Origin of the sequence: Frankia sp. EI5c, assembly GCF_001636565.1 — a bacterium.
Classification (GTDB): Bacteria; Actinomycetota; Actinomycetes; order Frankiales; family Frankiaceae; genus Parafrankia.
In genome coordinates, this window is the sequence record NZ_LRTK01000087.1 from 1 (window position 1) to 22,058 (window position 22,058).

Genomic DNA, 22,058 nt, shown 5'->3' on the forward strand with positions numbered 1-22,058 from the left:
AGAGACACCACGAGGTCTTCAGTCGCCGCACCGCCACACCCGCGCCCGCACCCGAAACGCTGACCGCCACCGTCAGATCACCGAACACACCCACCCGCCCCGGCTACGCCAGGCAGTCGCACGGCCCCGCCGCGGCGCCACCGCCACCCGGCCCCGCCACGCGCCACCGCCACCCGGCACAGCGCAGCTGACCGGCCGCGACGGCCGGGCCGCGAGACCACTTCCGGGCCGCGGAACCACGGCCTGGCCGGGACCGGCGTCTCGGCGCAGCGGCTCGGCGTACGACATCCTGACCCAGGTCGCCCGGGCCCTGCGCGGCGGCGCGGGCCTCGGCGGGCAGCACCCCCGGCTCCTGATCGCCGCCGGCGAGTCCCAGTCGGCCTTCGCGCTGGTGGCCTACCTCAACGGGATACAGCCGCTGACCCGCGCGTTCGACGGCTTCCTCGTGCACAGCCGGGGCGCGACCGGGCTCCCGCTGGTCGAGCCGGGCGAGAACGCCGACCTCGCCGGGGCACTCGACGGCACACCCACGGTCTTCCGGACGGACCTGGGCACGCCCGTCCTGGATCTGCAGACGGAGAGCGACCTCACCGGCGTGCTCAACTCCCAGCGGGCCCGCCAGCCGGACGGTACGACCTTCCGGCTGTGGGAGGTGGCCGGCACCGCCCACGTCGCCACCCACCTGCTCGGGGTGGCCACCGCGGCGCTCGACTGCGGCGTGCCGATCAACAGCGGGCCGCTGCACCTGGTCGCCAAGGCGGGCCTGCGGGCGTTGGTCACCTGGCTCACGGACGGCTCGCCGCCGCCGTCCGCGCCCCGGGTGGAGGTCACCGACGGCGCGCAGCCGCGGATCGTGCGGAACGCGGACGGAATCGCCGCCGGAGGTATTCGGACGCCACCGGTGGACCTGCCGGTCGCGGCCCTGTCGGGGGAGCCCGGCCCGAACCCGTCGACTATCTGCGCACTCGCCGGCTCGACCCGCCCGTTGCCGGCCTCCCGACTCGCCGAACTCTATTCTTCGGCGGCAGACTACAAAGATCAGTACAGTCGGTTGTGCGAATCAGTGATCAAGGACGGATTCGTTCTTCCTGAAGACCGGCCGGCGTTGCTGGCTCTGGCGGATTCTGCCGCAATACCGGCCTGACCGCCTTCGCCCGGTCCCTTCTCGGGCAGGGCTTGTCCGCGGCTATTCGTAAGGCTGGCGGGCCACCGCCGGCAGTGCGTGGCTGACGGGACAGCGGCGGCCGAGGCCGGCGGCGAGCACACCTCACCGTGCCCTGTCCCGCCGCCGGCGCCCGTCCCTCCACCGGTGCCCGTCCCACCGGCTGCGCCCGTCCCACCGCCGGCACCCGTCCCACCGCCGGCGGCGCCCGGACCCACCGGCACCCGCCCGCGCGGAGCAGGCCGGGCGGGCGCGGGGCACACGGCCTGCCCGCGACGGGCGCCGGCCCGCATTCCCGCAGAAACCCGCAGATCCGGGGGGTCTCCGGCCGCCTGGCCCGGGAGCGCCGGAGCTGGTGCCGCCCACCACCGACCCGCCGCACCCGGCCGGCGGCCGGTGGCGGCGCCCCGACCCGGAGCCGGGCTCGGCTCCGCTCCCCCGCCGGGCTCCATGCACCGGGCTGGGCGCACCGGACCGGCCGGGCCGCCCGCCCCGCGCGAGCCGATGCTCACGGTCACCGCCCACTGCCCACGCGGCCCACGGCGCCCGGCGGAAGGCCGGGCGCGCGCGTAGCGGGTCGCGGAGCACATTCGCAGAAAACGGACCGGCGGTCCGACTCTCCCTTTGATGATGATCGTGGTGATCTCACCCGCGGGCAGGCGCGAGCGGCGGCCACCGGACAGCCACCCACACCCGCCGCAAAAGCGGACGGCGTACGCCGCGCTGTGCCACTCGCCCACCCGCCGACAGCGATCTGCCACAGAGCTGTGGCAGCAGGCCCAGAGCCGGTTGACGCGACACCGCACGATCCCCGACAAGGGCAAAACAATGGCTTTTTAATATCGCCGTGAACGTCCGGAACCACGTTTTCGCCATGGATATATCACGCTCCCTCAGACGGGAACGCCGTGTCCGAAATGTCGCGAACGGTGCCGACAAAGACCATGATCCAGATGGTGGCCACCATCACGCAGCCGCTGGACCGCCGCCCGATGGGCAGGTCAGCGGCACCGGCGGGCGGGCCCTACCGACGTCAACCAGAATGTTGGCAACGGCGCGATCTGGGGCTATAACGGTGCCCACGACATATCGACGTATTCGCCCTCGGCGATGCACACAGGTCGAGTTCCGGTCGTGTTGTCCGCATGAGCGTCGAACGATCAAGGAAGCGAGCTGCATGCTGCTCACCGCTGCGAGACGCCTCGGCCGCGCCCTGCTCGTGGTCTTACTCGTGACCATGGGGGCCGTGGCGCTGCTGAGCCTGGCACCGGGGTCGGCCGCCGCCGTCATCCTGGGAGAGAACGCGACACCNGAGGCCATCGACGCACTCAACGCCGAGCTTGGTCTTGACCGGCCCCTGTGGTCNCAGTACTTGCACTGGATCGGCGACGCCGTCACCGGTGACCTGGGCGAGTCCCCGATCACGCACCAGGCCGTCCTCGACGCGATCCTCGAACGGCTGCCCGTGACCCTGGAGCTGGCACTGCTGGGCCTGGTGGTCGCGCTGGCCGTCGCCGTGCCGCTGGCGGTGGCGTCCGCGACCTGGCCGGGTTCCCCGCTCGACCGCGCGATCACCGCGCTGTCCTCGGTGTTCCTCTCGGTGCCCGCCTTCATCGCCGGGCCGGTGCTCGTCTACGTCTTCGCGCTGCAGTTCGGCTGGTTCCCGGTGACCGGCTGGACCCGGATCAGCGAGGATCCCGGCGAGAACCTGCGTTCCGTCGTCCTGCCGGTGATCGCGATCGCGCTGACCGAGATCGCCTCGTTCCACCGCCTGCTACGGACGGACCTGATGAGCACCCTGCGGGAGGACTTCATCGGGGCGGCCCGCGCCAAGGGGATGAGCCCGGCCTACGTGATGGCCCGGCATGCGCTGCGCCCCTCGTCGTTCTCGCTNGTCNCCCTCGTCGGCATCAACCTGGGCCGGCTGATCGGCGGCACGGTGATCGTCGAGTCCTTCTTCTCCCTGCCCGGCCTCGGGCAGCTCGTCATCCACTCGATCACCGCCCGCGACGTGATCACCGTGCAGGGAGTGGTCGTGTTCATCGCCGCGACCTATGTGCTCATCAACATGATCGTGGATCTCAGCTACGGCTGGCTCGACCCGCGCGTCAGGAAGGCGGCCAAGGCATGACCAGCCCCGACGTGGTGAAGAGCCCCGCCGAGAGCACCACACAGAGCACCGCGCAGAGCATCGCCGGGTTACCCGGGGGCGCCGAGGAGGCGGCCGCCGACCCGCCGGCCGCCCACACCCTGCCGGACGTCCCCGTGGTGCGCGAGCGCCGCCCGATCCTGGTGTACCTGTCCTACGGCTGGCTGATCCTGACGATCCTGCTGGCCGTGACCGCCGACCTGCTCCCACTGGCGTCCTACTCCGTGCCGGTCGACCGGCCGCGCCAGCCGCCGAGCCTCAGCTCGTTCGACATGCTGCTGGGCAGCGACCAGCAGGGCCGGTCGATGCTCTCCCGCTGCGTCTACGGTGCCCGGGTCTCGCTGCTGGTCGGTGCCGTCGCCGGGCTGATCGGCGCGGCCATCGGCACGATGCTCGGGATGGTCGCCGGCTATCTGGGCCGGGCCGTCAACGGAGTCATCACCCTGGTGACCGACGCGATGCTGGCCTTCCCGCCGCTGATCCTGCTGCTCGCCCTGTCCTCGATCCTGACGCCCAGTGTGCGGACGCTGCTGGTGGGCCTGACCCTGCTGATCATCCCGACCTTCGTCCGGCTCTCCCTGGCCAACACGCTCGCCTGGGCGTCCCGCGAGTTCGTGACCGCGGCGCGGAACATGGGCGCCAGCCACGGCCGGATCCTGCTGAAGGAGATCCTTCCCAATCTGCTGCCGCCACTGGGCGCCTTCCTGCCGGTCGTCATGGCCGCGCTGATCGTCGCCGAGGGGTCGCTGAGCTTCCTGGGCGTCGGGATTCCCCCGCCACAGCCCAGCTGGGGCGGCATGATCGCGGACGGCAAGGACGCGATCGAGAAGGCGCCGCACATGGTCTTCGTCCCGGCCGCGGCGATCTTCTTCACCGTGTTCGCCCTCAACCAGGCGGGCGATCACCTGCGCCGGCGCTTCGACCGCACCATGCGCGACTAGTTCCCGCTCTCTCCCTGCCCCCACCCGGCACCGCGGAGCCGACCTCGCCGGTCAGCTCCATCGAGGCGCCGGGCGGCCGAACACGTCGCCAGACATCACCTTATGCACTTGCCATATCACCACTGGTGAAACCTCCGCAAGAACCCGACGGAAGGGTGCACATGTTCAGTAAGACCCGGTTAGCCGCCACCGCGGTGCTATGCGGTGCGGCACTCGCTCTCGGGGCCTGCGGCGGCGGCAGCGAAGCGGCCGACACATCCTCCTCGTCCGGTGCCACCGGCGCGCCGGTGGCAGGCGGCGAGGGGCGGATCCTTTCGCTCAGCGACCCGAGCAGCCTCGATCCCGCCGTGCTCGGCAACGCGGCACCCATTGCGGCGGTCGTCGGCAACGCCCTCTACGGAACCCTCCTGATCGACGACGCGACCGGCAAGATCGAATACCGGATGGCCGAGTCCTTCGAGAGCACCGACGAGGGCGCGACCTTCACCCTGAAGCTGCGTTCCGGGCTGGTGTTCTCCGACGGCACCCCGCTCGACGCCGAAGCCGTCAAGTTCAACTGGGACCGCACCAAGGACCCGGCCGTCCGGTCGACCTACCTCGCCGAGGCGTCCCTGATCGCCTCCACCGAGGTCGTCGACAGCGTGACGCTGAAGGCGACGATGCGCGAACCCGTCCCGTCCTTCGCCGGCGCCGTCGTCAACAGCTCACTGAACTGGATCGCCTCGCCCGCGGCCCTCAAGCAGGGCCAGGCCGCCTTCGACGAGAAGCCGATCGGGGCCGGGCCCTTCACCCTGCAGAGCTGGACCCGCCAGGCCGACCTCCGCCTGGCGAAGAACCCGAAGTACTGGGACGCGCCCAAGCCCTACCTCGACAGCCTCGTCGTCCGTCCCGTCTCCGATGCCGGCCAGCGGATCAACACCGTGACCAGCAGCGGCGCCGATGTGGCGATCGACTCGAACCCGGAGAACATCGACAAGGGCAACTCCGCGGACCTGTCGGTGAACGTGGAGACGCTCAACGGCGGCTTCTTCATGGCACTCAACACCCGCCGCGCGCCCTTCGACGACGTCCGCGCCCGCCAGGCGTTCAGCGCCGCGATCGACCTGGAGGCGGTGAACCTCGCCGTGTACAACGGCACCACCACGGTGCCCGAGACCCTGTTCACCGCGGAGTCGCCGCTGTTCGAGAACACGCCGCTGCACAAGACCGACCGGGCCAAGGCCCAGGCACTGTTCGATGAGCTGGCGGCTGAGGGCAAGCCGGTCACCTTCACCTTCAGCGCGTTCCCGAGCACGGAGAACAAGTCGCTCGCGGAGAACATCCAGGCACAGCTCGCCACCTTCAAGAACGTGAAGGTGGAGGTGAAGGTCGTCGACTTCGCGGAGATCCCCGCGCTGCGGGCGACCTACAACTTCGACGTCCTGGTGTCCTCGTCCTTCTTCCGCGCCCCCGACCCCCGGCTGACGACGGCGTTCTCCGCCGGCTCCGCCGCGAACCTGTCGGGCATCTCGGACCAGCAGCTCACCGACGCGCTGAGCGCCGGGCGGACCGCGGCCACGGACGCGGACCGCAAGGCCGCCTACGCCAAGGTCCAGCAGCGGCTCGCCGAGCTCACCCCGGTCGTCTACTACACGCGGGCGACCTTCGCCGCGATCGGTGGCGCCAACGTCGGCGGGCTCCGGCAGTACGGCAGCGGCTCCCTGCTCCCCGAGGAGATCTGGATCAAGAAGTAGTCGGCCGACCGGAGGACGGATGAGAGGTCCCGCAACCCCATGAGTACCCCGCAACCCGTGACCGCCGTTCAGAAGGCGAACGCCGCGCAGAAGGCGGCCGTCACACCGACCGCGAGCGGTGAACCGACCGCGAACGGTGCGCCTGTGCTGCAGGTTCGCAACCTGTGTGCCTACATCGGCACTCCCCGCGGTGTCGTCCGGGCCGTCGACGACGTGTCCCTCGACCTCGCCGGCGGGCAGGCCCTCGGTGTGGTCGGCGAGTCCGGGTCGGGCAAGTCGGTGATGGCGCGGGCGATCATGGGCCTGATGCCCGCCCGGTCCGGCTGCTCGGGCGAGGTGCTCTTCCAGGGCCGGGACCTGCTCACCCTGCCCCGCCGGCAGCGCGCGGAGATCTGGGGCAAACACATCGCGATGGTGTTCCAGGATCCGGGCCGCTCGCTCAACCCGGTCGTCCGGGTGGAGCGGCAGCTGACCGAGGGCATGCGCAGGCACCTCGGTGTCGGCCGGACCGAGGCACGCGGACGGGCCCTCGACCTCCTGCGGGAGGTCGGGGTGCCCGACCCCGAGCGCCGACTGCGCAACTACCCCCACGAGCTCTCCGGCGGCATGCGCCAACGGGTCATGATCGCCGGCGCGCTGGCCTGCGAACCGACCCTGCTGATCGCGGACGAGCCCACCACCGCGCTGGACGTCACCGTGCAGCGCCAGATCCTCGACCTGCTGCGCCGGGTCCAGCGCAGCCACGGCATGTCCATGATCCTCATCAGCCACGATCTGGCGGTCGTCGCGGGCCGCACCGACCGCACCGCGGTGATGTACGCGGGCCGGCTGGCCGAGGCCGGCGCGACCCGCGAGGTCTTCGACGCCCCGCGGCACCGCTACACCCACGCGCTGCTCGCGGCGACACCGACGATCGACCACGAGCGGCACGCGCCGATGCGGCTCATCTCCGGTTCGCTTCCTGATCCGACGGCTCCTCCCCCGGGCTGCCGGTTCGGGGCCCGCTGCGCGCACGCCGAGGCCGACTGCGCCGACCCCGGGCCGCGGATGGTCTCCGTGGGCACCGACCACCACGTCGCCTGCCTGTACCCGGTGCCGGCCGGCGCCGACCACGTCACCGGAGGTGAGCTCGTTGGCCGGTAGCGGCACCGCGCATCTGCGCGGATCGGACGCCCTGCTCAGCGTTCGGGATCTGGTCGTCGAGCATCCGACGAAGGGCGGGGTCGTACAGGCCGTCTCCAAGGTCAGCTTCGACGTCCTGCCCGGCGAAACCCTCGGCATCGTCGGTGAGTCGGGCTGCGGGAAGTCGACCACCGGCCGGGCCGTGCTGCGCCTCGACCGGCTGACCGCCGGCGAGATCGACTTCGCCGGTGAACGGATCGACACCGCCAGCGCGGGCCGGCTGCGCGAGCTCAGGCGGTCCATCCAGATGATCTTCCAGGATCCGGTGGCCTCGCTGAACCCGCGGCGCAGCGTCAAGGACATCGTGGTCGAGGGCCTGAGCGTCACCGGCGCGCCGAAGGAGCAGCGCACGGCCGCGTCCGCCGCGATCCTGCAGCAGGTGGGCCTGGGCGGTGAGCGCTTCGCCGACATGCTGCCCCGCCAGCTCTCCGGCGGGCAGGCACAGCGGGTGGCGATCGGCCGGGCGCTCGCGCTGCGCCCCCGGCTGCTGATCTGCGACGAGCCGGTCTCCGCGCTGGACGTCTCCGTCCAGGCCCAGATCCTCAACCTGATCGAGGAGCTCAAGGCCGAGTTCGAGCTGACGGTCGTGTTCATCGCCCACGACCTCGGGGTCGTGCGGGCGGTGAGCGACGACGTGCTGGTGATGTACCTGGGCAAGGTGTGCGAGTTCGGTGACTCCGACCTGGTCTACGACTCGCCCGCGCACCCCTACACCCGGGCCCTGCTGGACTCCGTCCCGCTGACCGACGCCGGCCGGGGCTTCACCGGCCCGGCGCTGGAGGGCGACCTGCCCTCGCCGCTGGACCCGCCGGCCGGCTGCCGCTTCCGCACCCGGTGCCCGCGGGCCGAGGAACGCTGCGCGGCCGAGGAGCCACCCGTTCTCCAGGTCCGCCCGGGCCAGTACGCCGCCTGCCACTTCCCGCTGGCCCCGGTGACCATCACCGCGGAGCCCGCGAGCGCCACGCCGGAGCCCGCGACCGCCACCGCGGAACCCGCCACCGCGGAGCCCGCCACCGCCACGGCCGAACCCGCTGACGTGCCGACCACCGGCGAGGCGAAACCAGCCGGCGAGGCGGAGGCGTCAGGCCCCGCGAAAACGCTCGGCGGGGCCACGCCCACGCCTCCCGGCGGGGACGGGACCGCCTAGAGACACCGGCGCGGGCCGTCAGCGGGCGGCGCGGGCCACGGTGGCCACGGCACACGGCTTCCCACCGGCGCCACGGGCGGTCACCCGGTAGACGGCCACCGAACGCCCGCGGTGCTCCGGCTCGACCTCGTAGACGACGGGTGCTTCCAGCCCGGCCCGCCGCAGGTAGTGGATGCTGACGGAGATCGTCTGCAGCCGCCCCTGCGGGTCGTCGGCGGCGGCAGCCTGCTCGCAGCCGCAGAACAGGATGCCCCCGTGCACCGCCCCGCTGCCGTTGCCGAACTCCGGCCGGGCCGGGACGACGAAACGCCTCCCGCCGAGATCGGGCACGTCCGGCCCGAGGGTGTCCAGCGCCGAGAGCTCGGCGGCGGCGGCCAGGGTCGTGGGGCGGATCTGTTCCGGCTGCGCCCAACCGGCGGCGACGAAGCGCAGGTGCGCCCGGGCGGTCGCGACGAGCCGGCCGGCGCCGTCACGGATCTCGCACCGGGACAGCCCGCGGGCGGCGTCCACGTCCAGCACGGTCCCGTGGGCCCGCAGCTCCGGCCCCGACCACGGCGGCGGCGCGACGACCTCCAGGGACAACTCGAAGGTCACCAGGTGCGTCCCCGCCGGCCTGGCCAGGAAGACCGGGCGACCGAGCACGTCGTCCACGAGCACGCCGAGGGAGCCCACCGCGGGCATGCCGCCGAACCCGTCCAGCCAGGGGCCGACCCGCATGGCCAGGTCGGTGCCGTCGGGCACCGGCCGGTAGCCGTGGATTCGGAAGATCGACTGCGGCCCGCCGATCTCCTCGACCGGCCCGGCCGGCGCCGCCGGGTGGCCGGCGCTGTCCGCCCCCGGGTGCAACCGCGGATCTGACGGGCCTGTCACCAGGGCCGGACCGCTGCTCACGAACTACCCCCTCCATGCTCTCCCGCGCGGCGTCTGTCGCCACGATGCAGGGACGCATGGCACGGCCGACCTCCGCATCCTGCGGCTGGTCGCGCCGTCAGAACAAGCTGGGCAGGATGCTTGTCAGCAAGGACACACTCAGGCCTCCGGCCTGATGAACGGGTTGTCCCAGGTGTCGAGCGCGGTCACGGTGTGCAGCGGCCGGCGTCGGACCGGCCCGTGCCGACCCTCCGGCCACCCGGCCGCGACCAGCGCGGCGATCCGCCAGTCGTCGGGGATGCCGATGATCGAGCGCAGCTTGTCCTCACCGAAGGTGAACCACGTGCTGGGAACCGTGCCGAGCCCTTCGGCGCGGGCGGCGAGCAGGAAGTTCTGCATCGCCGGGAAGATCGAGCCGCCCTCGATGAACTCCGGCACGAAGCCGGTCAGCCGGTGGCAGAACAGGATGTAGACCGGCACGCTCTCGAAGTTGTCGACCAGGTGCAGCATGGTGCGGGTCAGCCGTGCCTGCCGCGAGGTGTCGTCCGGCGCCGGCGGCTCGGCCGACTGGCCGTAGATGGTGCGGACCCAGTCCCAGCCCTCCCGGAAGGCCGGGCCCAGCACCGCGCGGACCTCCGGGGAGCGCAGGACCAGGAACCTCCAGTTCTGCGCGTTCGAGCCGGAGGGGGCCCAGGTCGCGGCCTCCAGGCAACGGGTGAGCACCTCGTCGGACACCGGGTCCGGCCGGAACCGGCGCAGCGAGCGCGCCGTCCGCATGGCCTCGCGCAGGTCGATGGTGGGCGCGCCGGCCTCCAGATCACTCATGACTAGTGAACCTCCACCACCGCGGCGGCGCGGGTCAAACCGCGCCGCCGTGGGGCACGGTCAGCCCAGCGCCTCGTCCGCCCAGGCGACGAGCATCGGGGCGAGCAGCGGCCACCGGAAGAACAGGCCTTCCTTCTGGGCCTCCGGGGTATGTCGGTCCTCCCATTCGGTGTCGCCCCACGGCGGCTCCCTGAGCACCGCCCGGGGCAGCAGCTCCGCGATGCGCTCCGAGGTCTCCCGCCGGTGGTGCCGGTCGCTCTCGCCGCTGCGCAGCACCAGGGCCGGGACGTCCAGCTTGCGGACGTCGGCGTCGGGCACCCCGGGGACGAGCTCCCCCTCCCGCGGGCAGTACACCGCCATCCACCGTTCCATGGTCGCCAGGAACTCACCGCGGTCCTGGTCGAGGATGCGCTGCCGGTTGCCCGGGTTCCGCTCGATGGGCACGGCCCATTCCGGCAGCGCGGCGACCGCCTCCATACCGTCCCGCCAGGCGGCGGTGAAGGAGCCGCCGGCGTAGTGGACCGCCAGACTCATCAGCCCGTACACACCGCCGGTGAGCCACCAGATGGCGAGGCCGGCGGTGATGTCGCGGTGCCGCGCGGCGGTGAGCAGCGACACCCGCGAGCCGCCCGAGCCACCGGCGATCACGGTCGGGCCGAGGTCGAGGTGGCGGATCAGCGCGGCGAGGGTGTCCGCCTGCATCTCCGACTCGGACGCCCCCTCGAAGCAGACGTCCGACGCGCCGGTGTTCGGCCGGTCCCAGATCAGCACGCGCCGGCCGGTCCGCGCCAGTTCGGTGGCAAGCTCCCGTATGCCCGGGTCATCCTTGCTGTATCGGCCACCCGGAGTGACGGCCCAGGGTTGACCGGTGGTACCGATCAGTTCGTAAGAGATCGATAACCCATTCACCCTTGCTCGTGTCATGGCTCACATATTAACATTGATATCTATGTCAAGTTCCCCAAATGCGGCCGATCTCTTCAACGGCGAAGCGGACCCACACCGATCCCGGCCGCCGGCATTGTTAATCCGTCACCTGCCGGCGACGTACCGCGACCGGGAGCACCGGGGCGCGGCCACCGGCGGCCCATCCTCACGGATCTTCGACGGCCGACCGATCAACCGGGCCGTCCACCCTCCGGCCGCGGTGCCCTGTCGTTCTTCGGGAAAACCCGCGCCGTGACCGATCAGGTTTCCGCCAGCACCGTCGACCGGCGACCCGAATCAAAGACCGTTCCGGCGAAGACCGGCTTCGGCTGGATTCCGCCCATTCCTGGCACACTCGGCCCCGAGATACCCAGAGAGACGCCGGGCGATCTCACCATATCGACGGAAACGCTGTTCTCCACACCAGAAAACCGGCCGTCCGAGTACCTCCGGAGAAACCACCGCGTGGCTTTCCGGTCTGACCGGAAACAGCACCGGGCACCGAAGCCCGTCACGGCCGCGGGCCACGACGGCGTCCTCTCCGGGACGGATTTTCCGCGCCGGGACCACCGCTGCCCCGCAGCACCGGAGCCGTGGCACCCCGGCCCGGCCCGCCCGCCCGCCCGCCCGCATCCGATACGCGCGCGAAGATCCTCGGGAAGAATGCCGAAAGCTCCAGCGGTTGGTGAATCACCACCAGGACCACGGTGGCCGGCAGGACCCACGGCCACCTCGCCCAGTCATGTCCATCCCGGCACCGGGCACCCGGCCCGGATGCGAGTCAGGAGTACGCCCGCGTGAAGACGATCGGCCATTGGATCAACGGTACGTCAGCGACCTCCTCGGGCCGCTTCGGGCCGGTGTTCGACCCGGCCCGCGGGGTGCAGACCGCGCAGGTCACCCTCGCCTCCCAGGCGGACGTCGACGAGGCGGTGCGCGCCGCGACCGTCGCCGCGCGCACCTGGGGCTCGTCCTCCCTCAGCCGCCGCACCAACCTGCTGTTCCGCCTGCGTGAGCTGCTCGACAGCAGCCGGGACGAGCTCGCCGCGGCGGTCGCGGCCGAGCACGGCAAGGTCCACTCCGACGCGCTCGGCGAGGTGGCCCGGGGCATCGAGTGCGTGGAGTTCGCCTGCGGCATCCCGCACCTGCTCAAGGGCGCGCACAGCTCGGAGGTCTCCCGGGGGGTGGACGTCCACACCGAACTGCACCCCGTCGGCGTGGTCGCGGGCATCACCCCGTTCAACTTCCCGGTCATGGTCCCGCTGTGGATGCTGGCGAACGCGGTCGCCTGCGGCAACACCTTCATCCTCAAGCCGTCGGAGAAGGACCCGTCGGCGTCGCTGCTGCTCGCGGACCTCGTCACCCGGGCGGGATTCCCCGCCGGGGTGTTCAACGTGCTGCAGGGTGACGCCCAAGCCGTCCAGGCGCTGCTCGCCCACCCGGACGTCGACGCGGTGTCGTTCGTCGGCAGCACGCCGGTCGCCCGGAGCATCTACGAGACGGGCACCGCGGCGGGCAAGCGGGTGCAGGCGCTGGGCGGCGCGAAGAACCACATGGTGGTGCTGCCCGACGCCGACCTCGACGCCGCCGCCGACGCCGCGATCTCGGCCGGCTACGGTTCGGCCGGCGAGCGCTGCATGGCGATCTCGGTGGTGGTGGCGGTCGGCGGCATCGCCGACGACCTCGTCGAGGCCATCGCGGCCCGCATCCCCGACATCGTGGTCGGGCCGGCCACCGACTCCACGGCGATGATGGGCCCGCTGATCACCGCCGAGCACCGGGACCGGGTGCGGTCGTACGTGCGCAACGCCCCCGACGAGGGCGCGCGCGTCGTCGTCGACGGCTCGGCGACCGGCGAGGAGAACGGGTACTTCGTCGGCTGCACGCTCGTCGACGGGGTGAAGCCGGGAATGCGGGTCTACGACGACGAGATCTTCGGCCCGGTCCTCAGCGTCGTGCGGGTCGACAGCTACGACGACGCCATCGAGCTGATCAACAGCAACCAGTACGGCAACGGGGTGGCCCTGTTCACCCGGGACGGCGGCGCCGCCCGCCGCTTCACCCGCCAGGTGGACGTCGGCATGATCGGCATCAACGTCCCGATCCCGGTGCCGGTCGCCTGGCACTCCTTCGGGGGCTGGAAGGCGTCCATCTTCGGCGACGCCCCGATCTACGGCCCGGAGGGGATCCGCTTCTACACCCGGCCGAAGGTCGTCACCTCACGCTGGCCGGAGCGCGCGACCAGCAAGGTCAACCTGGTCTTCCCCTCGAACGACTGACCGCCGCGGCGGGGCCGACCGAACCCGACCGGGTGGTCGGGCGGTCGGGCGGTCGGCCCCCCGCCGGTGGCCGCTCCCTCAGCTCGCCGCCCGGCGCAGGATCTGGCGGGCCTGCGCCACCAGCGGCGCGTCGATCATCTGACCGTCGAGCAGGAACACCGCGCTGTCGGTGCTGCCCGCCACGACCCGCTCGGCCCAGGTGACCTCGTCGGCCGACGGCCGGAAGGCCGCCCGGACCACCGCCGCCTGCGACGGGTGGATGCAGGCCTTCGCCACGAAGCCGGACGCGACCGCCTCGTCGGCCTCGGCCCGCAGGCTGTCGGTGTCCGGGACGTCCAGGAACACCGTGTCGATCGCGGGGACCCCCGCCACCGCGGCGTTCAGCAGCACCGTGGACTTGGCGTACCGGGGGATGTCACGGTAGCGGCCGTCCGGCAGGCGGCTGCCGCTGCCGCCGATGGAGGCCATCAGGTCCTCGGCCCCCCACATCACGCCCGCCACGTTGGCGGCGCGCACGATCTCCGGCGAGGCCAGCACCCCCTGCGCCGTCTCACACAGGGCGACCACCCGGAACGGGGCGGCGTCCTCGACCTGCCGGGCGCTCTCGGTCTTCGCCAGCATGATCACGCGGTAGTCGGTCTGCCGCAGCGTGCGGATGTCCTCTTCGTAGTCGGCCGTCGAGCGCGGGTTCACCCGCACGATGACCCGGTCCGGGTCCACCGGGTTCTTCAGCAGCGCCTCGCGGGCCTCCGGGCGCTTCGCCGCGGCCACCGCGTCCTCAAGGTCGAGGATCACCGTGTCCGCCGCCGCCAGGGCCTTCGCGTAGCGCTCCGGCCGGTCCGCGGGGCAGAACAGCAGGGACGCGCCCAAGGTCCACTCGGACATCAGGTCTCCTTCGTGGATACTCCCGGCCTCGGGCCGGGGCGGAAACGAAGCTTCCAGGACCTCAACGGAGTTGTCCGGCGGGCAGTCGGCGGCGGCGAGCGGGAAACCCACGGCCAGCGCCGCGGGAATCCCGCTCGTGCCGCGCGGGGAAGTCGGAATGTGTCCCCGCCCGCCACCCGGCCGGGAGTGTGCGCGGCGGGGTCAGCCGGCCGCCGCGGAATTACCCTCGTCGACCGGGACGCGCCGCATGAGCGCGGTGCGGTCGGCCTGCGCGACGATTTCACCCTTCTGGTTGCGGGCCCGGTGCTGGAAGACGACCAGACCATTCGTCGGCCGCGACCGGGAATCGCGCTTCGACAGCACCTCGGTCTCGGCGTAAAGCGTGTCACCGGCGAAGACCGGCGCCGGGAACTTGATTTCGCCGAACCCGAGATTCGCGACCGTCGTGCCCTGGGTGAGCTGCGCGACGCTGAGGCCGACCATGACCGAAAGCGTCATCATGCTGTTGACGAGCCGCTCGCCGAACTCGGTCGAGGCGCTCGCCGCGGCGTCCAGATGCAGGCTCTGCGGATTCATCGTGAGGGTGGAGAACAAGGTGTTGTCCGCTTCGCCGATTGTTCGGCCCGGACTGTGGGCGTAGACCACCCCGGTCTGCAGTTCCTCGAAATACAGCCCTCGCTGCTGAATGCGCGTCACGTCTCCACCTGAATTTTCCGCCGATTTCACCGCCGCACAACGACCTGTACTGTACGGATCGGGCAACATGACTGTCAACGCGCGCGCCCACTGCCGGTAACGCGCCTCACCGGAACGTATATCAGCTTCTCGGGCGGTGGTCGAGCCGGCCGGCGTTCGTGGTGGGAAATATCGCTTCCGCTGGCGCCGGCACGGTCCGCCCAACAACTCTCCCGGGCGTTTTCGATTCCGTCCGGTCGGCGCCGTGCCGGCCCGGCCGGCGGGCGGCGGGTGGCGGGCCCGACCGGTGGCGGGTTCGACCGGTGGTGGGTTCGACCGGTGGTGGGTTCGACCGGTGGGGGGTTCCGCGCAGGCGAAGGAACCCCGCGCGCGGGACCCAGGTCGCCTGCCGGCACCCGGCCGGCAGACCGACGATGAACCGGTGGCCCCCAGAACGACGGACGACGTTCCGAACGCCGTTCCCCACGCGGACGGCACCGAGCCCGGTCGGTGCGGCGAGTTCTGGGAACGGCGCTACCGGCAGACGGACCGGATGTGGACCGGTGCCCCGAACGGGCTGCTCGTCCGGGAGATCGAGTCGCTGCCGCCGACCACCGCGCTCGACCTGGGCTGCGGCGAGGGCGGCGACGCGCTGTGGCTGGCCGGCCGCGGCTGGCGGGTCACCGCCGTCGACGTCGCGCCCACGGCGCTGGCCCGGGCGGCGCAGGCCGCGCGGGCCGCTGGCGTCGCCGACCGGGTCACCTGGCTGTGCCAGGACCTCGCCGACGGTCCTCCCCCGGGCTCGTTCGGACTCGTGACCGCGCTGTTCCTGCACTCGCCGGTCGGCATGCCCCGCGGTGAGGTCCTGCGCGCCGCGGCCGCCCGGGTCGCTCCCGGCGGCACCCTGCTGGTGGTGGGGCATTCCGGCGCGCCGTCCTGGCAGCCCCGGGAGACCTGGTACACCCGCCTCACCACACCGGACGACGTCCTCGCCGAGCTCGGCGGCGCCGTGGCCGGCTGGTCAGTGGATCTTCGGGACGTCTACGAGGCCCCGATGTCCCGCCCGAACGGCCAGGTCGGCTTCCGGGTCGAGAACGCGCTGCGGCTGGCCCGCCCGGTCTGACCCGGGCGGGCCCACCCCACGTCCGGACGTCCGCACTCGCGTCCGGACGTCCACGGCGAGGTCAGACCGACACGATCGACACGCCGGCCGTGCCCGGCGCGCCGTAGAGCTGGGCGTAGCCGACCCGCGGGTTACCCGGAACCTGCCGGTCCCCGGCCTGGCCCCGCAGCTGGAGCACCAGCTCGTGAATCTGCCGCAGGCCCGACGCGCCGACCGGCTCGCCGTTGGCGATCAGCCCGCCGTCGGTGTTCACCGGCAGGCGGCCACCGATCTCGGTCGCCCCCTCGGCGAGGAGCTTCTCCTGCTCGCCGTCCGCGCAGAAGCCGTTCTCCGCCATGTGGATGATCTCGGCACCGGAGTCGGTGTCCTGGACCTGGATGACGTCGACGTCCTCGGGCCCGATGCCCGCGGCCTCGTACGCCGCCCGCGAGGCGTACACGGTGGGCGCGTCGGCGTGCTCCACCGCCGCCCAGGAGCTGTGCACCTCGTGCGCGCCGTAGGTACGCGTCCGCAGCATGCTCGCCCGCAGGTAGACGGGGTTCGAGGTGTAGCGGCGCGCGATGTCGGCCCGGCAGAGGATGACCGCCGCGGCGCCTTCGTCCGGGCTGCAGAACATGTACTTGGTGAGCGGGTAGTTGAGCATCGTGGAGGAGAGGATCTCCTCCTCCGACAGTGCCTTGCGGCGGAACGCATTGGGGTTCAGGATGCCGTTGCGGTAGTTCTTCGCGGCTACCCGCGCCAGCGTCTGGTGAGAGATCCCGTGGTCGTGCATGTAGCGGTTGATCTTCATGCCGAAGAACTTCGTGGTCAGGAAGTGACCGATGTCGCCGTACCACGGCGGGGCGCTGTAGTGGACCGGGTCCGCGGTGAAGGCCCCGAACGCGTGCTTGTCCATGCCGACCGCGAGACCGATGTCGTACTTGCCGAACCGGATGGCGTCGGCGGTGAGGTCCAGCGCGGTCGCGGCGGTCGCGCAGCCGTTGTAGACGTCCATGAAGGGGATGCCGGTGAGCCCGAGCAGCCCGACGACCGCATCCGGGTTGTCCACCTCACAGCTGCCGCCGAAGGCGAACTGCACCTGCTTCCACTCGATGCCCGCGTCGGCGAGCGCCGCGCGGGCGGCCTCGGCGCCCATCTGGATCGCGGACTTGTTGCCGAAGCGCCCGAAGGGATGGATACCCACCCCGATGATCGCGACGTCCTCCATGTCAGTTTCCTCCCTCTGACGGCGCGAACGCGTACGACATCACCTGGGTGCCGTCCTCGTCGGTGCGGAACGGATAGACGACCAGCTCCAGGTCCATCCCGAAGCGGATCTGCTCGGGGTCGCTCACGGTCAGGCGGCCTTCTACGCGCACGTCGTCGCCGAGCTGCACGAGACCGACCGCGAACGGACGGAAGGTCTCGGGCGTCTCGCCGCTGGCGTAGGGCGCCTTCGGCAGGAACTCCTGGGTGGTCCAGGTCCACAGGGTCCCCTTCCGGGGCAGCAGACGCCGTTCCATCTCCAGTCGGCCGCACCGCGGGCAGGAATCCTGCGCGGGAAAGGTCACCGCGGAACAGCCGCCACAACGCGCGCCGATAAGCTGTGGACTATCGGCGGGCCAGGTGAAAACGTCGGGTGCAAAGGGAACTTGGGCCATCAGAACACTCCTAGCATCGCGACCGGCCGCATAGGACTCAGCACCGGCTCAGCCAGCCGAAGGAGCTGGAGACGCCGGCCCGGGGCCGTTCCCCGGGCCGGGCCGCCCGCCGCACTGTGCGAGGGCGCCACACAGCCGTCACCGGGGAGGCCAGCAACCGGTTTCCAACCCCTCCACGTCGTCCGGACCGCGCGCCGGGCAATGGCGATCAGCAGGCAGCCGAAAGCGGGTGGCCTTCGGGTAGGAGCAGCATATGCGCATCCCACCCGCACCCGCACGAACACGATCTTCCTGCGGGATGCGCACTAATCGGCTGCCTGGCAGGCCATTNGCTCCCTGTGAGGCCGGACACTAGGCCGCCGCACGGTCGCCCGACCCGGAAGCCGCCGGCACGCGGGCGGGACGCGGCCGTGGAACGCCGGCCCCCGCCAGACGCTCGCCCCGCCCTCGCCTCCACCCGTCCGCCCCGTCGCCCCTCCGCCCCTCCGCCCCTCGCGACCTTCCCAGCCCTCGCATGACCAAAGTCGCCGGGGAGCACTGCTCTGCGGCCCGCGGGGAGGGCTGAGGTCGGATCGCCACGTATCTTCGGCGATATCTCCGCTTCATCCAGGTTGCGGGTGGTTCGTCCAAGGAGGGTGCGGCGGTGGCGGAAACGGTTGGCCCGGAGTTCGGCCCGTTGGCGGCGCTGGCCGGCGAGTGGGAGGGCGACAAGGGCGTGGACGTCGCCTTCGGGAACGTCGAGGGCACGATGATCACGACCCCGTACCGCGAGAAGATCACATTCAAGCCGTTCGGCCCGGTGAACAACGGGGCCCAGCAGCTCTACGGGCTCGACTACCACATGGCGGCATGGCGCCCGGGCGAGGAGAAGCCGTTCCACACCGAGATCGGCTACTGGCTGTGGGATGCCGTCCTCGGCCATGTCATGCGGAGCTTCATGGTGCCCCGGGGGCAGACGCTCATCGCCGGCGGCGCGGTGGCGCCCGACGCCACGACCTTCACCCTGCGCGCCGAGCTCGGGTCGACCACCTACGGCATTCTGTCCAACCCGTACCTGGCCCGCGCGGCGAACACGACCCACTACGAGGTGACGGTCTCGATCGGCGCCGACGGCACCCTCAGCTACGACGAGACCACCACGATCAACCACGCCCGGGTGGCGGACCCGGTCGCCCACACCGACCGCAACGTGCTGCGGCGGGTGGGCCCGGCCTGACGGCTTCCCGATCCCCCGGGTCCACCAGGTCAACCGCGTTCACCACGTTCACCACGTTCACCGGGTCAACCTGACCCGGCGGACCCGGTTACCAGTCCGCCCTGCCACCGCCCGGCGCCTCGGCGCGCCACCGGCCGGCGGCAGGGCGGACTGGTACTGTTGGAATTGCCTACTTAATCGGTCGATTTTGTTGCGATTCTCGGTGGGAGCGGCGGTCCATGAGCGTCACGGATGATCTCCTCAACAACGCCGCGGCCTACGCCCGCGACTTCGACCACGGCACCCTGCCCCTGCCACCCTCCCTCGGCGTGGCCGTGGTCGCCTGCATGGACGCCCGGCTGAACGTCTACGGGCTGCTCGGCCTGCGCGAGGGCCAGGCCCATGTCATCCGCAACGCGGGCGGCGCCGTGACCGAGGACGAGATCCGCTCACTGGCGATCAGCCAGCGGCTGCTGGGCACCCGGGAGATCATCCTCATCCACCACACCGACTGCGGGATGCTGACCTTCACCGACCAGGAGTTCAAGGCCCAGGTCACCGCGGACACCGGGATCCGGCCGGCCTGGTCCACCGAGGCGTTCGACGACCTCGACGCCGATGTCCGCCAGTCCATCGCGCGGATCAGGAGCAGCCCGTTCATCCCGCACACCGACGCGGTGCGCGGCTTCGTCTACTCGGTGACGGCCGGCACCCTCACCGAGGTCGTCTGACCGGCCTGACCCGGACCGCGCAGGAACCCGGCACCCGGAAAGGCTCCGGCGACACGGCGGAGGGCTGACCTGCGCAATTGCCCGAGGACGGGCAATCGCGACACCTTTACCCAGTGCACAAATTGGGGCGAACCACCAAAGAATCTGTTGACATCCCGGCGGCCCGTCACCAAGCTGGGTACCGCGCGGAAAGCCAACAACCGAGGACCACGAGCAGCGGCCACAAGCGGCCGCGCCGCCCCCCGAACGAGTTTCCAACAAACGTCCAGGTCCGTTCCCGTGCCCTTTTTCCGGCCGGTTATCCGGCTGGCGGAAATCGGCTTCCTCCCGGTCGCAGACCTGGATTTTCGACGTCTGAACACCCCGTCGACCCGTTTTCTGGATTCGCTCGGAAATCCGCGCAGGACCGCACTCCCAGCAACCCTGGAGCCCGTCATGCCCGAGCAGACAACCGACAGCCCCGAGCCCGCCGACAGCCCGACTGCCACCCGTGGACTCACCCGCCGGAAGTTATTCGGCACGGCCGCGCTCGGCGCCGCGGCCGCCGGCGGTCTCGCCGCGGGCACGGGGATCTCCCCCGCCTTCGCCGCCTCCCCGACCGTGCCCGCAACGGTCCAGCGGGAGCGGGCCGTCGTGATCGGGAGCGGCTTCGGCGGCGGTGTCACGGCGCTGCGGCTGGCGCAGGTCGGCGTCTCGACCCTGGTGCTGGAGCGCGGCATCAGGTGGCCCACCGGGCCGAACGCGAACACCTTCAGCCGCTTCGCCAACATCGACAACCGGTCGTCCTGGCTGACCGACCATGCCACCGTCGGCGGCGTGGTGAAGACCTGGGACCCCTACGTCGGCGTGATCGAGAGCATCGCCGGGAACGGGATGGCGATCAACTGCGGCGCGGCGGTCGGCGGCGGCTCGCTGATGTACCACGGAATGACGCTGCAGCCCAGCAAGGCGAACTTCGCCAAGTCCATGCCGGTGGCCGCCGGCCTGTACGACGAGCTCAACTTCTGGGCCTACCCGCTGGTCGCCCGAATGCTGGGTATCTCGACGATTCCCAACGACATTCTGAACACGGATCCCTACAAGTCGTCCCGGCTGTTCCGGGACGTCGCGCCGAAAGCCGGGCTCGAACCGGTGGCGGTGCCGCTGCCCATCGACTGGAACTTCGTGCGCGGCGAGCTGGACGGCCGGTACACACCGACCTACACGACCAGCGACATCGCCTTCGGCGTCAACAACGGCGGCAAGCGTTCCATTGACGTCACGTATCTCGCGGCCGCGGAGGCCACCGGCCGGGTGCGCGTCGCCACCCTGCATGTGGTGCGCGACATCGCATTGGACGCGAACAAGCGCTGGGTGCTGTCCGTGGACCGCATCGACACCGGCGGCGTCGTCCAGGAGCGCAAGACCATCATCGCGGACGCGGTGTTCCTCAACGCCGGTTCCCCGGGCACGACCCGGCTGCTGGTCAAGGCGAAGGCGAAGGGCCTCGTGCCCAACCTCCCCGACAGCATCGGCACCCAGTGGGGCAACAACGGCGACCGCATCTACGCCTGGATCGGCATGAACGGCGACGCGGGCACCATACAGGGCGGCCCGGCCTGTGTCGGCGGCCGCGACCCGCAGAGCCCGATCCCGTACACGATCATCCACGCGGGATCGCCGGTGCCGACCAACGGCAACAAGGTGCTCACCGTGGTGGGCCTCGGCATCGTGGACGCGGCGGGCACCTGGGCCTATGACGCGGCCAAGGACGACGCCGTGCTGACCTGGCCGGCCAGCGGCGACGCCGCCCTCCAGCAGCTGATCGCCGGGAAGATGCAGCAGATCGCCCAGGTCGGCGGCGGCATCATGATGGACACCAACGCCCAGGCGGCGTCAACCTGGCACGCCCTGGGCGGAGTGCCCATGGGCTCGGCGGTGGACCTGTACGGCCGGGTCGCCGGGCACCGCGGCCTCTACGTCCTCGACGGCGCGCGGATCCCCGGCTCGACCGGCGCCTGCAACCCGTCGATGACGATCGCGGCCCTGGCCGAGCACAGCATGGCCAAGATCGTTCTCCAGGATGTCGGCCGCGTTTTCTGAGTCACCGCCCCGCCGGCCCGCCCCGTCAGGTGGCGGGCCGTAAGGTGGCGGGCCGTCAGGTGGCGGGCCGTCAGGTGGCGGGCCGTCAGGTGGCGGGCCGGCGTCCGCCGGGGGCATGGTTGCGGTGAGGTCCCACCCGGACTGATCCCGCCAGGAGGTGGCGATGACGGCCGTTCCGGACGCCACGGCGGCGTTGCTCACCGACGCGTTCGGCCGGATCCGGGAGGTCGTCCACGAGGTCGTCGACGGGCTGACGCCGGCCGAGCTGAACCGCCGGCTGGACGATCGGACCAACTCCATCACCTGGTTGCTCTGGCACCTGACCCGGGTGCAGGACGACCACGTCGCGGACGTCGCCGGGCACGGTCAGGCCTGGTACGAGCAGGGCTGGGAACAGCGGTTCGGGCTCGCCGTCCCCACCGGGCCGCGGCAGCGCTACCGCTCGATCGGCTACGGGCACAGCCCGGCCGACGTGGACGCGGTCCGGGTCGGCGATCCCGCGCTGCTGACCN

18 protein-coding genes and 4 pseudogenes are annotated in these 22,058 nt (G+C 71.4%); 15 read left to right on the forward strand and 7 right to left on the reverse strand.

Annotation, left to right across the window (positions count from 1 at the left end; all coding sequences use genetic code 11):
* The 9 genes and pseudogenes from UG55_RS29245 to UG55_RS23295 form a co-directional block, all read left to right on the forward strand.
* Positions 1 to 1,144 (forward strand): alpha/beta hydrolase domain-containing protein (locus UG55_RS29245; protein ID WP_066073047.1); only part of this gene is annotated, 1,144 nt, incomplete at its 5' end.
* Between the two features lie 1,195 nt (positions 1,145 to 2,339).
* A pseudogene (locus UG55_RS45705) lies at positions 2,340 to 2,473 on the forward strand (ABC transporter permease); the annotation flags it as partial.
* A gap of 1 nt (position 2,474) precedes the next feature.
* Positions 2,475 to 2,527, forward strand: a pseudogene (locus tag UG55_RS42410) (hypothetical protein); the annotation flags it as partial.
* Between the two features lies 1 nt (position 2,528).
* Positions 2,529 to 3,055, forward strand: a pseudogene (locus UG55_RS42415) (ABC transporter permease); the annotation flags it as partial.
* Between the two features lie 5 nt (positions 3,056 to 3,060).
* Positions 3,061 to 3,293 (forward strand): annotated as a pseudogene (locus UG55_RS42420) (ABC transporter permease subunit); the annotation flags it as partial.
* Positions 3,290 to 4,252, forward strand: a complete 963-nt coding sequence (locus UG55_RS23280; protein ID WP_083987124.1) for an ABC transporter permease — start codon at positions 3,290 to 3,292, stop codon at positions 4,250 to 4,252. The pseudogene UG55_RS42420 and the gene UG55_RS23280, both read left to right, overlap by 4 nt.
* Before the next feature lie 161 nt (positions 4,253 to 4,413).
* A complete protein-coding gene (locus tag UG55_RS23285) occupies positions 4,414 to 5,985 on the forward strand; it encodes an ABC transporter substrate-binding protein (RefSeq protein WP_066073053.1) in 1,572 nt (523 codons plus the stop codon).
* Positions 5,986 to 6,129: 144 nt separating this feature from the next.
* Positions 6,130 to 7,128 (forward strand): ABC transporter ATP-binding protein, encoded by a 999-nt coding sequence (locus tag UG55_RS23290; protein ID WP_066073135.1) that lies wholly within the window; start codon positions 6,130 to 6,132, stop codon positions 7,126 to 7,128.
* The gene (locus UG55_RS23295; RefSeq protein WP_396230988.1) at positions 7,109 to 8,314 is read left to right on the forward strand and encodes an ABC transporter ATP-binding protein; all 1,206 of its coding nucleotides are present in this window, start codon (positions 7,109 to 7,111) and stop codon (positions 8,312 to 8,314) included. Before UG55_RS23290 ends, UG55_RS23295 begins: the two co-directional genes overlap by 20 nt.
* Positions 8,315 to 8,332: 18 nt before the next feature.
* Here the strand turns inward: UG55_RS23295 and UG55_RS23300 are convergent, their stop codons facing one another.
* The 3 genes from UG55_RS23300 to UG55_RS23310 all read right to left on the reverse strand — a co-directional run bounded on the left by UG55_RS23300 (position 8,333) and on the right by UG55_RS23310 (position 10,933).
* Complete coding sequence (locus UG55_RS23300; RefSeq protein ID WP_242424985.1) at positions 8,333 to 9,205, reverse strand: PaaI family thioesterase; 873 nt, start codon at positions 9,203 to 9,205, stop codon at positions 8,333 to 8,335.
* Between the two features lie 138 nt (positions 9,206 to 9,343).
* Positions 9,344 to 10,009 carry a nitroreductase family protein gene (locus UG55_RS23305; protein WP_066073055.1) on the reverse strand — a complete coding sequence of 222 codons (666 nt, stop codon included), beginning with the start codon at positions 10,007 to 10,009 and terminating at the stop codon, positions 9,344 to 9,346.
* Between the two features lie 60 nt (positions 10,010 to 10,069).
* Positions 10,070 to 10,933: an alpha/beta fold hydrolase gene (locus UG55_RS23310; RefSeq protein ID WP_066073058.1), complete on the reverse strand. Its 864-nt coding sequence runs from the start codon at positions 10,931 to 10,933 to the stop codon at positions 10,070 to 10,072.
* A gap of 800 nt (positions 10,934 to 11,733) precedes the next feature.
* Here UG55_RS23310 and UG55_RS23315 point away from each other — a divergent pair.
* Positions 11,734 to 13,215 (forward strand): CoA-acylating methylmalonate-semialdehyde dehydrogenase, encoded by a 1,482-nt coding sequence (locus UG55_RS23315; protein WP_066073060.1) that lies wholly within the window; start codon positions 11,734 to 11,736, stop codon positions 13,213 to 13,215.
* Positions 13,216 to 13,293: 78 nt separating this feature from the next.
* On the opposite strand, the gene UG55_RS23320 is transcribed toward UG55_RS23315, so the two are convergent.
* Both UG55_RS23320 and UG55_RS23325 read right to left on the reverse strand, forming a co-directional pair.
* Entirely contained in the window at positions 13,294 to 14,100 is an 807-nt protein-coding gene (locus tag UG55_RS23320) for a CoA ester lyase (protein ID WP_066073142.1), read from the reverse strand.
* A gap of 201 nt (positions 14,101 to 14,301) precedes the next feature.
* On the reverse strand, positions 14,302 to 14,796 hold the full coding sequence (locus UG55_RS23325) for a MaoC family dehydratase (RefSeq protein WP_128423146.1): 495 nt from the start codon (positions 14,794 to 14,796) through the stop codon (positions 14,302 to 14,304).
* A 421-nt stretch (positions 14,797 to 15,217) separates the two neighbouring features.
* Here UG55_RS23325 and UG55_RS23330 point away from each other — a divergent pair, with 421 nt between their 5' ends.
* Positions 15,218 to 15,898: a class I SAM-dependent methyltransferase gene (locus UG55_RS23330; protein WP_242424986.1), complete on the forward strand. Its 681-nt coding sequence runs from the start codon at positions 15,218 to 15,220 to the stop codon at positions 15,896 to 15,898.
* Between the two features lie 61 nt (positions 15,899 to 15,959).
* Here UG55_RS23330 and UG55_RS23335 read toward each other — a convergent pair whose 3' ends face one another.
* Positions 15,960 to 17,105, reverse strand: a complete 1,146-nt coding sequence (locus UG55_RS23335) for a thiolase family protein (RefSeq protein ID WP_066073066.1) — start codon at positions 17,103 to 17,105, stop codon at positions 15,960 to 15,962.
* A 1-nt stretch (position 17,106) separates the two neighbouring features.
* The gene (locus tag UG55_RS23340; RefSeq protein ID WP_066073069.1) at positions 17,107 to 17,538 is read right to left on the reverse strand and encodes a Zn-ribbon domain-containing OB-fold protein; all 432 of its coding nucleotides are present in this window, start codon (positions 17,536 to 17,538) and stop codon (positions 17,107 to 17,109) included.
* A gap of 643 nt (positions 17,539 to 18,181) precedes the next feature.
* Here UG55_RS23340 and UG55_RS23345 point away from each other — a divergent pair.
* From UG55_RS23345 to UG55_RS42425, 4 genes are all read left to right on the forward strand, one after another.
* The gene (locus UG55_RS23345) at positions 18,182 to 18,754 is read left to right on the forward strand and encodes a heme-binding beta-barrel domain-containing protein (RefSeq protein WP_066073072.1); all 573 of its coding nucleotides are present in this window, start codon (positions 18,182 to 18,184) and stop codon (positions 18,752 to 18,754) included.
* Positions 18,755 to 18,972: 218 nt separating this feature from the next.
* Entirely contained in the window at positions 18,973 to 19,464 is a 492-nt protein-coding gene (locus UG55_RS23350) for a carbonic anhydrase (RefSeq protein WP_066073077.1), read from the forward strand.
* Positions 19,465 to 19,899: 435 nt separating this feature from the next.
* On the forward strand, positions 19,900 to 21,546 hold the full coding sequence (locus UG55_RS23355; protein WP_066073080.1) for a GMC oxidoreductase: 1,647 nt from the start codon (positions 19,900 to 19,902) through the stop codon (positions 21,544 to 21,546).
* Between the two features lie 163 nt (positions 21,547 to 21,709).
* A partial coding sequence (locus UG55_RS42425; RefSeq protein WP_242424988.1) for a DinB family protein occupies positions 21,710 to 22,057 on the forward strand: 348 nt, incomplete at its 3' end.
* Position 22,058: the final 1 nt, after the last annotated feature.